This is a genomic window from Magnetospira thiophila (genome assembly GCF_054657015.1).
Map to the genome: position 1 here is coordinate 31002 of NZ_BAAHXF010000002.1, position 14417 is coordinate 45418.

The following is a 14417-nucleotide window of genomic DNA, read 5'->3' on the forward strand; positions in this document are numbered from 1 at the left end:
GCTTACCAGGCCGGAAACAGCCCCGGCATCCAGCGGGAGGCCAGTTTTGCCGGTAAGGCAAGACGGAGCGGAGCGCGCGAACTGTCCGAGACCAGCACGCCATCTTCAATGAGTGCCGAGGTCACGCGCCTGGCCTGCCGGTCGCTTGTGCCAAGCATGTGAGAGACCTCTCCTCTCGGCAGGGTGCCGCGATGGAGGATGGCCTCCAAAACGACGCCGGATTTTGGCGGCAGGGCTCCGGCCCGGATTCGTGGCCTGATCTGGTGGTTCTACGCCGACCTCAAAGCCTACGCGCCGCCCCGGCACCAAGCCGGAAAGCCCCTTTTGCCGATGCCACCAGCTATTACCGTAATGAAGCCAAATAAGCTCTTCGGCATTCGGCAAAATTCCATGTTCAGCCTGGTGGCCAAAAAAAGGAATACCTCCACAGAGACCTTATTATAGCCTTATTAGAAAAGAACAACGCCCTAGCCGGAACAGGCTAAGGCGTTGATTTTAATGGTAGGCTGTGAGGGATTCGAACCCACGACCCGCTGATTAAGAGTCAGCTGCTCTACCAACTGAGCTAACAGCCCCCAAATTGGGAAGGCCCGGCATATAACATTGTCGAGACCGGCTTGTCGAGGGCTTGTTTCCCTCAAAATGCCGCAAATGGGCCAATGCCTTGACAAATCCGCGCGTCCGTGGCGTCTTGCGCGCGCCGATACTGCTCTGACCCAGGCCTTCAGGAGACTTTGATGCATCCCTACCGTTCGCATACCTGCGGGGAATTGCGCCCCCACAACACCGGACAGGAGGTCCGCCTGTCGGGCTGGGTGCATCGCAAGCGCGACCATGGCAATTTGCTGTTCATTGATCTGCGCGACCATTACGGGGTGACCCAATGTGTCATCGACGTATCCAGCGACCTGTTCGCCCAGGCCGAGGCGCTGCGCCCGGAAAGCGTGATCATCGTTGATGGAAAAGTCGTGGCGCGGACGGAAGACACCATCAATCCCAACCTGCCGACCGGCCATGTGGAGGTGCAGGTTTCCCACCTGACTCTCGAATCGGCGGCCGAGATGCTGCCATTGCAGGTTTTCGGCGATGCCGAGTATCCCGAGGAAACCCGCCTGCGTTACCGGTTCCTCGATCTGCGCCGGGAAAAGGTGCATGCCAACATCGTGCTGCGCTCGCAGATCATCTCCAGCATCCGCCGCCGCATGACCGAGGCCGGGTTCCTGGAAATGCAGACGCCGATTCTGACCGCCTCGTCGCCGGAGGGGGCGCGGGATTATCTGGTGCCGTCGCGCATTCATCCGGGGCAGTTCTATGCCCTGCCGCAGGCACCGCAACAGTTCAAGCAGATGCTGATGGTTGCCGGGTTCGATAAATATTTCCAGATTGCCCCCTGTTTCCGGGACGAGGACGCCCGCGCCGACCGCTCGCCCGGCGAGTTCTATCAGCTGGATTTCGAAATGTCCTTCGCCACCCAGGACGACGTGTTCCAGGTGTTGGAGCCGGTGTTGAGCGGCGTGTTCGAGGAATTCGGCGAGGGGCGCCATGTGACCGGCCATCCCTTTCCGCGCATTCCCTATCGGGAGGCCATGCAGAAATACGGCTGCGACAAGCCGGACCTGCGCAACCCCATTGAAATGAGCGATGCCACCGAGATCTTCCGGGGGTCCGGCTTCAAGGTCTTTGCCGGGATGATCGAAAAGAACGACCGTGTTCGAGTCTATGCCATTCCCGCCGTCGGCGGCGGCAGTCGCGCCTTCTGCGACCGCATGAACGGCTGGGCTCAGTCCGAGGGTCAGCCGGGTCTGGGCTATATCTTCTTCCGTGAAGGGGAGGGGGCCGGTCCGGTGGCCAAGAACATCGGCCAGGAGCGCGCCGTGGCCCTGCGTGACGCGCTCGGTTTGAAGGATGGGGACGCGGTGTTTTTCGTCGCCGGTGTGCCCGCCGAATTCGCGGCTTTCGCCTCGGCGGCCCGCACCAAAATCGGCGAGGACCTGGATCTGGTCGAGAAGGGCTGCTTCAAGTTCTGCTGGGTGGTCGATTTCCCCATGTACGAGCGGGATGCCGAAAGCGGCGAGATCGAATTCTCCCACAATCCGTTCTCCATGCCCCAGGGCGGGCTGGAGGCGCTGGAAAACCAGGACCCGTTGGAGATTCTGGCCTACCAGTACGACATCGTGTGCAACGGCATCGAGCTGTCGTCGGGGGCGGTGCGAAACCATCGCCCGGATATCATGTACAAGGCCTTCGAACTGGCCGGATATCCTCCCGAGGTGGTGGAAAAGGAATTCGGCGGCATGCTCAATGCGTTTAAATTCGGTGCGCCTCCGCACGCCGGTTGCGCACCGGGAATCGACCGCATGGTGATGTTGCTGGCCGATGAGCCCAATATCCGCGAGGTGATTGCCTTCCCGATGAACCAACAGGCCCAGGATTTGTTGATGGGAGCTCCGGCCACCATCGACGAGGCGCGCTATCGGGAATTGCACATCCGGCCCCATCTGCCGAAGCCCAAGGTCAAGAAAAAGCAGGACGATTCGTCTTCTGCCGACTCCTGATCCGGGCATTCTTTCGGCCCCATATTCGAAAATCCCCCCGTTCGACAAGGAGCGGATGCGGCTTTCGCCGTTTGTTAACCCTTGCGCCTTAGCCTGAAAGTCAGGCATAAAGGATGTCGGGGATCGGAAGTTGTTGCGGAAGCACAATAATTTCCGTTGTGAAGGATGTGGCTATGAAAAAAGTCGTTGTTGTTGTGGCCCTGCCGTTATTGGTAGGGGGCTGCGCGCTACCCATGTCGGTGCGTATTGCGTCGTGGGCGGTGGATGGCATCAGCTATCTGGCTACCGAAAAATCGTTGACCGATCACATGCTCTCCGCAGTGACCAATCAGGACTGCGCGGTTTGGCGGACCTTGCAGGGGAATGACGTCTGCATTGATACCAGCGACGAGATTCAGGTGGCGGCGGCCGACGTGGCCGAGGCGACCGGAGAAAAGCCCGTTGCTGCCGGTGCGATGGTAGAGGCCCCTGTCGAGGCGGCTCCCACTGAAGACCTGACCAAGTTCGAAACCGCTGCCGGTGGGGCGGAAGAGGCGCTGCCTTCTCGCAGCTACACGGCGACCGAGACCTATTTGGCCAGTCTGCCCCTGCCTTCTCTCAAGCCCGCTTCGGTCCCGGTCGAAACACAACTGGCCGGCCTGCCTCGGCATGAAACCGACGAATTGCCGCAGCAGATGATTCACAGTGATCTGGTGTATGTGATTGGTTCCTATGCCACCATGGAAGAAGCGGCGCTCAAAGCTCAGAAGTTCTCCGGCTTGCGTCCGACGGTGGTCCACCGCCCGATGGACGGGGGCATGGTTTACCGACTGGTGGTCGGCTTCTCCAAGGCGGATCAAAAGGATGTGCGTGGGCGTTTGGTGCGTGCGGGCGTGCATAACCTGTGGGCGGCCCGCTTCGAGCAGGACTCCTGGCCGGTGGTTTCGGCCACCGAACTGGCCAAGGCGGCCGGTGCGGAAGTGGCGGACGTTCGCTTCTGAGCGCAGACTATACCGACAGATTGGTCGGGGATTCGATTTGCCGCAGGACGGTGACGATATGGGCGACCTTTTCCAGGGTCGCCCTGTCTTTTGGGTTGTGTTTCAGTTCGAAATCGAGCCTTTCCTCCCATTGGGAGATGAAATCGCGTGGCTTGTCTGGAGCGGCCGGACGTCCCGTCAAAGCACCAATGGTGGCGTCGTAATCGGGGTGCAGGTCAGGCTGGAAAGCGAGCAGGGTGTATTCATCCCAGGACAGAATGTTGCCGGCATAGAGATCCAGGCTCAAATCGACCATCTGCCGGGGCGAGAGGTCTCGCACATCCCGGGAGCCGACCAGTTTCTGCAACGCCGTGGGGGGACCCGACGGTTCGGCCTTGACCTCCGTCACATCGCGCAGATCCCCATCGACGACCGGGAGGGGGGCCGGGGCGATGGGGATAAGGCTGCGGGACGGGGTGGTTTCCTGGGGTGAAATGTCGGGTCTGAGCAGCGGCGGCAGGATCTCTATTTTCATGAGGACTCAGGGGAGGGGCAGGGCGGGGGGCTGACTGCACCGGGTCCGCTTGCTGGCATACATGTCGCTGTCGGCGTCGTTCAACAGCTTGTCCATGGTGCAGTTGCGGGTGACCTTGCGGATGCCGATGCTGGCCCGGATGGGGATCTGCCGATCATGCCACCAGGCCTTGCTGCCGTTGAGAACCCGTTCCAATTCCCTGGCCTTGGACCGTGCCGCTTCCGGGGAGGCGTGGGAAAGCAGAACGGCGAACTCGTCGCCGCCGAGGCGGGCCACCGCGTCCGATTGACGGACGCTGTCGCGCAGGACTTCGGCGACCCTTTGTAGGACCGCGTCGCCTGCGGCATGGCCGAAGGTGTCGTTGATCTGTTTGAATCCGTCCAGGTCGATATAGAGCAGCAAACCTTGTTCGTCATACCGCTCCATGGCCGAACGGACCCGGCGCACTTCCCGAAGGAAGCCGCGTCGGTTGCTCAACTGGGTGAGTTCGTCCGTCATCACCTGTTCCTCCAATTGGGCGATGCGAGCTTTCTGCTCGGCGATCAGGGAGGTGGCCTGCATGGCGGAAATCAGGGCGGATTCGGCGACATCGAAAGCCGACGTCGGTTGGTTGTGCGAGGACGTGGGGGAAACGCCGTCGCTGATCCAATAGATCAGGTGGGTGATGTGCCCCACCAGATCATGTTCCGGCTCGTCGTTCGCCGTCTTGAGGGGGAGGCCGTATTGCGCATTCATGGTATTCTTCCAATCATTTTGCAGGGTTCAAGCCTTCGGCACGGGAATGCCGGTTCTATCCAAGCAGGGTTTGTGCCAACTGGGATTTCATTGATTCAATTGATATTTATTCGCGATTGATGGGGTTAGGGAGGATCAGGAGGCATTTTTTGCCCAGTCAGCCCGGCAGTACTTTCCCGGCCCGGCAAGAGATGCCGCATGGACAGGGGCGGTGAGGCGGCTTAAGTTTCCCCGCAACCGAAAAGAAATTTCAAGGAGTCCCCATGACGCGCCCCGTGGTCTTTGCATGTGCCGTTCTCTTCCTGGGAATCTGGGGCGGAACGTCGGCACAGGGCGTTCCCCTGGTTTCCCACCGGGCCTTGTATCAGGTTTCGCTCAAGGTCAGCCGCGCGGGCTCGGACGTATCCCAGGTGTCCGGGATCCTGTACTACCGCTTTCAGAGTAGTTGTGACGGCTGGTCGACGGAAAACCGCAGCCGATTGTTTCTCGGCGATGCCGAGGGCGGGACGGTGGAAAACCTGTGGTCCCTGTCCAGTTGGGAAACCCATGACGGCACTTCCTATCGCTTCTGGGGGCGGGAGGTGGACGGCGGGGCGGTGGTCGGCCTCATGCGCGGCACGGCGACAATGACCCCGAAGGGCGGGCAGGCCGTGTTCAGCGATCCCCAGGAGGTGCAATACGATCTACCCGCGGCGACGCTCTTTCCCAGCCGCCATCTGATCTTGTTGCTGGAAGCCGCACAGTCCGGCAAGAACAGGCTCAGCGGCCCGCTGTTCGACGGGGCGGATGACGGCGGGGCGATGGAGGTGAATGCGGTGATCCTGCCGCCCCGACCCCCGGCGGACTCGGTGAAACCGTTGTTGGTCGCGGCGGGGCTTGAACCGGAAAACGTCGTGCCTATCCAGTTGGCTTTTTTTGACCCTGAAAGCGTCGATCCGTTGCCGGTGGTCGAGGTCTCGGCCGCCTACCGGCAGGATGGCATCGCGGAATCGCTGGTTCAGGATTTCGGCGATTTCGCCATTCTGGGACGATTGATTCAGTTGGAGCGATTGCCCGACGAGGGCTGCTGAAGCCACGCGGCACCCCGCACGCCACTGGAATCCCCGTGCGCATTGGCAACCAATGGGGTCTCCGCATGGTCGGAGAAGATCCATTCCTGCCACAGGGTTGGAACATTTTTATACAGTCGATCAATATTGGAAAGTCCACCGCCGAGGACGATCACGTCCGGATCGACCACATTGATCACGCTGGCCAGGGCGCGGGCCAATCGCTGTTCGTAGGCTTGCAGGGTCCGTTCGGCCACCGAATCCCCCTGTTCGGCCAGGGCGACGATCCGCAGTGCGTTGTCCACGGCGGGATCAGCCCCGGAACGCCGCCCATAGTCGCGGGCGAGTCCGGGTCCGGAGAGAAAGGTCTCGATGCAGCCGGTCTTGCCACAATAGCAATCCGGGCCGGGCCACTCGGATGTCTCGGCGTCGCGTTGCGGCCAGGGTAGGGGATTGTGGCCCCACTCCCCGGCGATGGCATTGGGTCCCACATGAAGGTGCTGATGGATGACCAGCGCTCCGCCGACGCCGGTGCCGAGGATGACGCCGAAGACCAGGCCATGACCCGCGCCCGCGCCATCGATGGCTTCGGACATGGCAAAGCAGTTGGCGTCGTTGGCCAGCACCACTTCCCGCTGGAGGGCCTCGGCGAGGTCGCGGTCCAACGGCTGCCCGATCAGGCAGGTGGAATTGGCGTTTTTGACTCGACCGGTATGCGCGGACAGGGTGCCGGGAATGCCGACGCCGACGGTTCCCCGCCTCCCCACATGGCGTTCCAAATCCTCCACCAGGGCGACAATGGCCGCGACGGTGCCGTGGTAATCGCCCGCCGGGGTAGGGACGCGACGGCGGGCCAGTTCTTGACCGCCGTTTCCAAGCGCGATGCCTTCGATTTTGGTGCCGCCCAGATCAATGCCGATGCGCATGCTGTTCAGCGACACAGTCCATGCAGCAAGCCCTCGTCCCCGGCGTCCAGGGGCAGGAATTGACCCCGGATAAAGCGGGCGGCCGGGGGCGTTTCGGACGCCCAATGTTGAACCTGTACATTTCCGGGTTGAAGGGGCATCGCGCTTATGGGCGACGGCGTGTAGGCCATCTGATCAAGATCTTGAACCGGAAGTCGTGTGGCAGCCATTCACCCATTCCCTCGATAGATGTTTCGCAATTCCCTTTTGCGCAAATCTGCCAGTGTGGACCTGTGGGATGACGTCCGCCTCCAGACGATGTATCGTCTGTGAAAGAGCATCTTTTATTATATTAGATTTTTATATTATGTTTTTTCCCAAGCACCAAGTCGATTTGCCAAGCCCGATTATTGTTAATGAAAGCATCTGATACTGTCAAATATGTATGAAAGACCTCATGCCGAGTGGTTTTGAAAGGCCATACAATAATTTTGCATTGAATCAATTCGTGAACATTCAAAAATTATTGAGTCGGATCAAAGGGCTGGCCTGGGGCGAAATGAGGGAGAGTCAGCGTTGCATCGGGGGGGGTGCGGCGGCAACGCCAAGGGAAAACTGGAAAAAAGCTGAAATGTGAGTCATTATTGCCACAGGAAACCGGAGATGCGGCCCAAGGTCCGGGCGGTGCGTCGGGTTTTGAGAGTTTGTTAACCGAAATCCGTCGCATAATCAAAGCGCTGGAATTTTTTGGCAGGCCCTGGCTTGTCTATGCTGGTTTTTGAGGATCGGATGTAAACAATGGCGAACAAAGCCACCTTGCCGTTGAAAAAGAAGACCGCGCCGCCGCGTCGTCCGGCGCTCGGCATTTCCACCGAGAGCGTAGCGCTGGCCGGTGAGATCAAGCAGCGCTACAAATCCGGCCAACCTCTGTGCCTGCCTGGCGAGGAAGACCGCATCCTGATGCCGGAATTCCTGTTGAACGAGCAGTTGGATCTGAGCGGACTGGCGGATCCTCTGCCGCTGGCGATGATGGCGACCCGCGACCCTGAATCCCCCATGGCCCTGTCCGCCGCCGCCCGTCTGGGGCCGCAGGCCAAGGACGTGGCGCTGATCAACGGGGTGTTGCGTATGGTCGGCGAATCCTCTCGCCACCCGACGGTCAAGAAGTGCGTCGATCTGATCACCGATTCCGCATTCAATCCGGGGGCCATCGCGGCCGTGCGGCGGCATGCCTCCCATGTGATCATTCAGACCCGCAAACAGTATTCCACCGCCCTACGCCAGAATTTGCAGGCGCTGCTAGAAGGGGCCATCCTGCCGCGCCAGTTCGTGCGCGAATTCTTCGAGTTGACCGAGGCCGGCAACCTGCGCCACGACGTGCGCCGCAAGCTGGTGGCCAGCCTGTTGCTGTCGCCGACCATCCGTCCGGGCATCAAGTTCCTGTTTCTGGAAAATTTCGATCGCTTGCCGACGGCGACCCGCTGCCATGTGATCTCCGAAGTGCTGCGGGTCAAGGACGCGCCGCACGTGGAGATCATCAAGGAAGAACTAAAGTGGATCGTCCAGCAGGGTCAACTGGACGAATAGAGCCCCCGCCACAGTCTGGACGCAGCCACAGGGGCGGGGGACATCTCATCCCGCCACACTGTGCCGTGAGTGAGCCGCGCCGATTACGCCGCGTTGGCCGTCGGTGCCGGGCAGGCGGCGCTTTCGAGCTGCTCTGCCTCTTCCGAAGCCATGGCCTCGGCCGGACCGCAATAGAGCCCGTACAGGGTTTCGATCACCGAGCTGGCTTCCTCGCCTTCGAGGGAATAGTAAACGTTCTGCGCACTCCGTCGGGCCTGCACCAGACGGTCCCGACGCAACCGCGCCAGATGCTGCGACAAGGCGGACTGTTTCAGTCCGACTACCGATTCCAACTGCCCGACGGATTTTTCACCGCTGGCCAATTGGCACAGCACAAGCAGACGATGCGGATTGCTCATGGCCTTGAGAAGCTCACTGGCCTGCCGAACGTTGTTCTGAAATACTTCTAGATCCATCTCCCAGGTATCCTCTAGAGCGGGATGAATTTAGGTTGGTCCATATCCGGCGTTTCTGACGAGGTTGGCGCATTCCTGCGGCGGGAAGGCATCGAGTAGCCTTCCGATGGCCTCGCAGAGCGCATCGACGGTGCGCGCGGCCTCCTTGCGCAGCAGATGCTTGAGTTTGGCAAAGACCTGCTCGATGGGGTTCAGGTCGGGGGAGTATTTCGGCAGGAAGAACAGCTTGGCACCCGCGCCTCGGATGAGGCGGCGGATGGCTTCGCCCTTGTGGCTGCCGAGATTGTCCATGACCACGATATCGCCGGGCTTGAGGGTGGGGATGAGCACCTTCTCGACATAGACCCGGAAGCGTTCGCCATTGATCGGCCCGTCGAGAACCCAGGGCGCCTCAATGCGGTCGTGGCGGAGCGCGGCGAGGAAGGTCATGGTTTTCCAGTGGCCATACGGCACCTTGGCGTCGAGCCTTTGGCCGACCGGCGCCCATCCCCGGAGCGGCGCCATGTTGGTCTTGGTCCAGGTTTCGTCGATGAAGACTAGGCGATCAATGGCCACCCGGTCCTGATACGCCTTCCACTGTTCACGCTTACGCGCCACGTCGGGCCGATCCTGTTCCCTGGGAAGGACGCTTTTTTTTGAAACTCAGTTTTTCGGCATGCACGAATTCCCAGACGCTGCGGTAGTCGACCATCACCTTGCGCTCGGCCAGTTCCGCCACCAACCCACGCAACGTGAAGTCCTTCTCCTTGCACCGCTGGATAAGCCAATCACGGTGTTCTCCTCGGATTGTCTTCGGCCGGTTCCCTCCCATCTTGTCGGGCGCAACACTGCCCGTCTCGCGGAAACGGGTCACCCAGCGGATGACCGAACTGACACCAACGGCAAACCGCGCCGCGGCCTGGTGCCGAGAGAGGCCGCCTTCCTCAACGGCGGCGACCACACGCTCGCGGAGATCGTTCGAATAGGGTTTCGTCATCCATACTGGCCTCCTTTTCCAGCCAGTATGTTGAATCAGAATTGCGAGACTTTGGGAATCCCCTTTCGATTCACTCCGGCTTCATCCCGCTCTAGTTCTTCCTGTTGGGTCTTATATGTTTTGTGTCGGTTGCCGATCTTGTGCCGGATCCCACTTTATCGTTTTAGAATATATGAATGAAAATGGAATTCAAAATCCTTTTTTGCCGAAATGATGTGCAGTGCAATAGTTATCTTGTTGCAAAATCAGGGGTTTTATCCCTTAAATTTCGAAAAAACCCCAGGATTGCTGCCATTTTTTACCGCACCTCCGCTAAAGGATTAGATGCGGCGCAATAAATTATTTTCTGGCGGATCGGGCCTGACGGCGATTTGAGCGTTGCGTTTCCACGGCACCTACAACCAAAGTCAGTAGCGGTGGAATGATTAATAACGTCAGCACCGCCGACAAAGCCAGACCGCCCAGCACCACCGATCCCAGTCCGCGATAAAGCTCCGAACCGGCTCCGGGGAAGGCCACCAGCGGCAACATGCCGAATACCGAGGTCAGGGTGGACATGAAGATCGGCCGGATGCGGTTGCGGGTGGATTCCAAAATGGCATCACGAACATCCATGCGGTCATTGCGCATATGGTGCAGGGTCTGATGCACCAGCAAGATGGCGTTATTGACCACGATACCGATCAGAATGACAAACCCGAGCATGGTCAGCATGTCCAACGGCTGATGAACAAAGCCGTTGAGCAGCGCCAAACCGCCGATGCCGCCCGCAGTGGCCAGGGGGACCGAAAACATGATGATCATCGGATAGACGAAGCTCTCGAACAATACGGCCATGACCAGATAGACGATGATCAGGGCGATCACCAATTGCCAAACCATGGCATCCCAGGTTTCGACCAGTTTGTCGGCCGTCCCGGCCAGGCGCAGACGCACCCCTTCGGGCAATCCCTGCTCGCGCAGTTTGGTCAGAATCTGGCTGTCGAGCATCTGCATGGCCGTTTCGAGGGCAATGTCGTCCGACGGGCTGACTTCCAGGATGACCACCCGTTCCCGTTCCTGGTGGCGGATTTCGATGGGGCCGGTGGTGATGTGCACCTGGGCCAGCGATGACAGGGGCAAGATGTCCCCCGAAGCGGTGACGATGGGCAGGGCCTCGATTCCCTGGGTCTGGCGGATGCGGTTTTGCGGTCCCATCAGGGTGAGGTCGATGCGTTGGCCGTCGATGGTAATCTCGGCGACCCGCAAACCGTCGTTGAAGGTATCCACAGTATCACCGAAATCCCGGGCGCTGACCCCGTTGTCGGCCAGACGGACGGGATCGGGGACAATGCGCACTTCCGGAGCACCCAGTTCCAGGCCCGGGCGGGGGCGCACGCTGTTGTTTTCCTCCCTCGGCAACAGACCGTTGATCATCCCGAAGGCCTTTTGGGCGACCCCGAGAATGGCTTCAAGGTCGCCGCCGGTAATTTGCACATCCACCGTTCGACCGCTGCCAATGGTGCGTCCGAAGATCGACGGCTGGCGCATGAACCCCAGCGTCCCCGGTTCCTTGAACACCGGACCGCGCAGGATGGGGATCAATTCACGGACCCGGTCGCCCTCGGTGCTCGACGCGCCGACGAAGGTAAAAGTGCGGGCGGCGACAAAAAAGAAATTATCCATTTTCGGCGGTTCGCCGGGAGCCGCCTTTGCCGTTGGGTCGTCCGTCCACAAATGCTTGACCGCCGCCTCGATCTCGCGAGCGACGGCGGTGGTGGTTTCCAGATTGTAGCCGGGCGGCGGCAGAATGGAGCCGAAAATCAGGTTGCGATTGCCCTCGGGCAGATATTCCAGCTTTGGCAAGAAGGCCCATGTGGCCAATCCGGCCAGACCGCAGGCCGAGACAACGACCAACAGGGACAGGCCCCGATGATGGACGATGCGCCGGGTGGAACCGAGGGTCAGCCGCATGAACAATCGGGCGGCAGGGTCGATCAGCGGCAAAGTCCGTCGATTGTTGCCCATTTGGCTTGAGGGTTGTCGTAACAACGACTTTGCCAAAGCCGGAATGACCGTGACGGCAACGATCAGGGACAACAAAACGGAAACCGAAATGGCCACTGCGATATCGCGGAACAACTGTCCGACTTCCAGCTTCAAGGTCAGCAGTGGAATGAACACCATGACTGTGGTCAGGGCCGATACCAGCACCGCGCCCCAGACCTGTTGCGCCCCCTTATAGGCGGCCTGACGGCGGGGCAGGCCCGACTGGCGCAATCGGTAGATGTTTTCCAACACCACGATGGCGGCATCGACCACCATGCCGACGGCGAAGGCAATGCCGGCCAGCGAGATGACATTGATCGACCGGCCCATGGCCGCCATGGCGACGAAGGAGCCGATCACCGAAACCGGAATGGCCAGGGTGATGATCAGGGTCGCCGCACCGGAACGCAGGAACAACATCAGGATCAGCGCCGCCAGGGTGCCGCCAATCCAGATATTCTGGCGCACCAGATCAATGGCCGACTCAATATAGAAGGTCTCGTCATAAATCTGGCGCAGTTTCAAGCCGTCGCGGGGGAGGGGGCCATCGTTCAACTCCTTTACTGCCGCCCGGATTCCTTCCATGGTCTCGATGACATTGGCCCCGGTTTCGCGCACCGTATTGATCCCCAGGGCCGGTTGGCCCATGCGGCGGATGGTCGCCTCGCGTTCGCTGTGACCGAACCTCACCTCCGCGATATCGCCGATGGTGACCCGGGACACCTGACCGCTGTCGGCGTCCTGTTCGGTCCTCAGTTGGACTTGGCGCACCTGCTCCAGGGTGGTGAACTCACCTTCCGTGCGCACCACGTAGCGCCGCTTGCCTTCATCCACCGAACCGGCGGAGACCGAGGCATTGGCCTGTCGCAGGGCGGCGATGACCCGGGGCACGGTCAGCCGGTAGCGGGCCAGGGCTTGCGGGTCGATCACCACTTCCATACGCTGGGAGCTGCCGCCATAGACATTGACCTTGGACACCCCCTTGACCCGTTCCAGTCGGTCCTGGATGACATTTTCCACGTAGTCGCCGTAGGTATGGATGGGAGTCTCGTTGCCGGGCAGGCGGGTCAGGCTGAACCAGGCGATGGGGCTGTCCTCGCTGCCCGCCGTATCCAGGGTCGGTTCATCCACTTCCTCCGGATAGCCGCTGACCCGGTCGAGCCGGTTGGCGACCAGCAGCAAAGCCTTGTTCATGTCCGTATCGACGGAAAATTCCAGGGTCACGGTGCCCCGACCGTCGCGGGCGCGGCTGGTCATTTCGTCCAACCCCTCAAGGCCGCGCATCACCTCTTCCTGACGGTTGACGATTTCCCGTTCCACTTCCGCCGGGGCGGCTCCGGGCCAGCGGGTGTCGATGGTGATGACCGGCTTGTTGACGTCGGGAATGAGCTGGATGGGAATGGTCCGCAGGGCCACCAGACCGAACAGCACCACCATGAGCACCGCCGCCACCACGGCGATGGGACGGTGAATGGAGGTATGGATCAAGTTCATGGGGTCAGCTTTTCGGTTGTGGCGCGTCGGCGGCGCGCAGGGGCTGGCCGTCACGCAGTCGTTCGTTGCCCCGGATCACCACCAGTTCACCGGGTTCGAGGCCCGATTTGACGACAAAGCGGGTCTCCGCCGCGTCACCCAATTGAACCGCCCGACGCTCGGCCTTGCCCGCGACCATCAGATAGACAAAATTCCGTCCCTGCTGTTGAACAACGGCATCCTTGTGCACCGTGGTCACTTCCCGCGAAGCACCCACGGGAACGTGCAGCGTCAGGCTTTGATCGGTCGCCAGTCCGACCCTGTCGGCTTCGGCGAACTGCGGGATCAGCCGCACCGACCGGGTGCGAGTCAGCGGGTTTTCCTGCGGGATTACGGCCCTGACTTCGGCCGTGATGTCGGTCAGCGGGCCAATGTCGAAGCGCACCTGCCGCCCGGGAACCAGACCATCCACCCGGTTCGATGGCACATCGACCTGGATTTCAAGTTGGCGGTCGTCAACCAGCGACACCACGGCATCGCCGGTTTTGACCCAGGCTCCCAGTTCCGTATGGCGTTCGGTGATGACACCGGCATAGGGGGCGCGAATCTCACTGTCGCGGATATTGACTTCGGCGCTGGTCAGGACGGCCCGGCTGCGCGCCACGTTGGCTTCCGACTCTGCGGTGGCGGCAAGGGCGGCTTCGTATTCCCGTTGCTTGTCATCCCGGCGCGCCTGACTGAAGGCAGCGGAGTTGCGTAGATTTTCCAGGCGCTTGAGTTCCTGCGCCAGCAACGAGGCCCGAACCTGGGAGGTGCGTTTGGCGGCCTCGGCCTGGGCCACTTCCGCCTTGTGCAGGTCCACTTGCAGGCGGGCCCGTTCCACGTCGAGCACGGCAATCACCTGACCGGCCTCCACACGATCCCCCACCTGGACCAGAAAAGCCGACAGGGGGCCATTGGTGCGGGCCGCCACCGGGCCACTGTGCCGGGCGATCAAGCGACCGAGAACCGGGGTGGTCTGGACCAGCGGTTCGCTGCGCACCGCATCAAGATCGACCAGGGTCGGCGGTTCGTCGGCAGGTTTCTGCTGGGCGCAGGTGGGAAGCGCGGGGATCATCCACAAGGCGGCGAGGATCAGCAGGGACAAGGGGCGCATCGCA

General features: G+C 60.8%; 13 protein-coding genes and 1 tRNA gene. 5 read left to right on the forward strand and 9 right to left on the reverse strand.

Features of this window, described 5'->3' with window-relative positions; genetic code table 11:
* Nucleotides 1–2 precede the first annotated feature (2 nt).
* Nucleotides 3–158, reverse strand: coding sequence for a hypothetical protein (locus ACYQ1P_RS09745; RefSeq protein WP_460020175.1), 156 nt, complete (start codon nucleotides 156–158; stop codon nucleotides 3–5).
* Nucleotides 159–198: 40 nt separating this feature from the next.
* On the opposite strand from ACYQ1P_RS09745, the gene ACYQ1P_RS09750 reads away from it, so the two are divergent.
* On the forward strand, nucleotides 199–444 hold the full coding sequence (locus ACYQ1P_RS09750) for a hypothetical protein (RefSeq protein ID WP_460020176.1): 246 nt from the start codon (nucleotides 199–201) through the stop codon (nucleotides 442–444).
* Between the two features lie 55 nt (nucleotides 445–499).
* On the opposite strand, the gene ACYQ1P_RS09755 is transcribed toward ACYQ1P_RS09750, so the two are convergent.
* A tRNA-Lys gene (locus ACYQ1P_RS09755) sits at nucleotides 500–575 on the reverse strand.
* Nucleotides 576–737: 162 nt separating this feature from the next.
* On the opposite strand from ACYQ1P_RS09755, the gene aspS reads away from it, so the two are divergent.
* Both aspS and ACYQ1P_RS09765 read left to right on the forward strand, forming a co-directional pair.
* Nucleotides 738–2555: an aspartate--tRNA ligase gene (gene aspS / locus ACYQ1P_RS09760; RefSeq protein ID WP_460020177.1), complete on the forward strand. Its 1818-nt coding sequence runs from the start codon at nucleotides 738–740 to the stop codon at nucleotides 2553–2555.
* A gap of 173 nt (nucleotides 2556–2728) precedes the next feature.
* On the forward strand, nucleotides 2729–3535 hold the full coding sequence (locus ACYQ1P_RS09765) for an SPOR domain-containing protein (RefSeq protein WP_460020178.1): 807 nt from the start codon (nucleotides 2729–2731) through the stop codon (nucleotides 3533–3535).
* Nucleotides 3536–3542: 7 nt separating this feature from the next.
* On the opposite strand, the gene ACYQ1P_RS09770 is transcribed toward ACYQ1P_RS09765, so the two are convergent.
* Together ACYQ1P_RS09770 and ACYQ1P_RS09775 are read right to left on the reverse strand one after the other, a co-directional pair.
* Nucleotides 3543–4049 carry a hypothetical protein gene (locus ACYQ1P_RS09770; RefSeq protein WP_460020179.1) on the reverse strand — a complete coding sequence of 169 codons (507 nt, stop codon included), beginning with the start codon at nucleotides 4047–4049 and terminating at the stop codon, nucleotides 3543–3545.
* A 6-nt stretch (nucleotides 4050–4055) separates the two neighbouring features.
* Nucleotides 4056–4784 carry a GGDEF domain-containing protein gene (locus tag ACYQ1P_RS09775; protein WP_460020180.1) on the reverse strand — a complete coding sequence of 243 codons (729 nt, stop codon included), beginning with the start codon at nucleotides 4782–4784 and terminating at the stop codon, nucleotides 4056–4058.
* Nucleotides 4785–5047: 263 nt separating this feature from the next.
* Here ACYQ1P_RS09775 and ACYQ1P_RS09780 point away from each other — a divergent pair, with 263 nt between their 5' ends.
* On the forward strand, nucleotides 5048–5854 hold the full coding sequence (locus ACYQ1P_RS09780; protein WP_460020181.1) for an EipB family protein: 807 nt from the start codon (nucleotides 5048–5050) through the stop codon (nucleotides 5852–5854).
* Here the strand turns inward: ACYQ1P_RS09780 and ACYQ1P_RS09785 are convergent.
* Nucleotides 5821–6759, reverse strand: coding sequence for an ROK family protein (locus ACYQ1P_RS09785; protein WP_460021630.1), 939 nt, complete (start codon nucleotides 6757–6759; stop codon nucleotides 5821–5823). The genes ACYQ1P_RS09780 and ACYQ1P_RS09785 overlap by 34 nt on opposite strands.
* A 777-nt stretch (nucleotides 6760–7536) precedes the next feature.
* Here ACYQ1P_RS09785 and ACYQ1P_RS09790 point away from each other — a divergent pair.
* Entirely contained in the window at nucleotides 7537–8325 is a 789-nt protein-coding gene (locus tag ACYQ1P_RS09790) for a hypothetical protein (RefSeq protein WP_460020182.1), read from the forward strand.
* Between the two features lie 83 nt (nucleotides 8326–8408).
* Here the strand turns inward: ACYQ1P_RS09790 and ACYQ1P_RS09795 are convergent, their stop codons facing one another.
* The 4 genes from ACYQ1P_RS09795 to ACYQ1P_RS09810 form a co-directional block, all read right to left on the reverse strand.
* Nucleotides 8409–8780 carry an ArsR/SmtB family transcription factor gene (locus ACYQ1P_RS09795; RefSeq protein ID WP_460020183.1) on the reverse strand — a complete coding sequence of 124 codons (372 nt, stop codon included), beginning with the start codon at nucleotides 8778–8780 and terminating at the stop codon, nucleotides 8409–8411.
* Between the two features lie 30 nt (nucleotides 8781–8810).
* Nucleotides 8811–9756, reverse strand: a protein-coding gene (locus ACYQ1P_RS09800; protein ID WP_460018340.1) for an IS630 family transposase whose coding sequence is annotated in 2 segments (ribosomal slippage) — nucleotides 8811–9416 and nucleotides 9418–9756 — 945 coding nt in all. Because the reading frame shifts where the segments join, the coding sequence is not laid out codon by codon here.
* A 339-nt stretch (nucleotides 9757–10095) separates the two neighbouring features.
* Entirely contained in the window at nucleotides 10096–13278 is a 3183-nt protein-coding gene (locus tag ACYQ1P_RS09805; RefSeq protein ID WP_460020184.1) for an efflux RND transporter permease subunit, read from the reverse strand.
* 4 nt (nucleotides 13279–13282) lie between these two features.
* On the reverse strand, nucleotides 13283–14413 hold the full coding sequence (locus ACYQ1P_RS09810; protein WP_460020185.1) for an efflux RND transporter periplasmic adaptor subunit: 1131 nt from the start codon (nucleotides 14411–14413) through the stop codon (nucleotides 13283–13285).
* Nucleotides 14414–14417 lie beyond the last annotated feature (4 nt).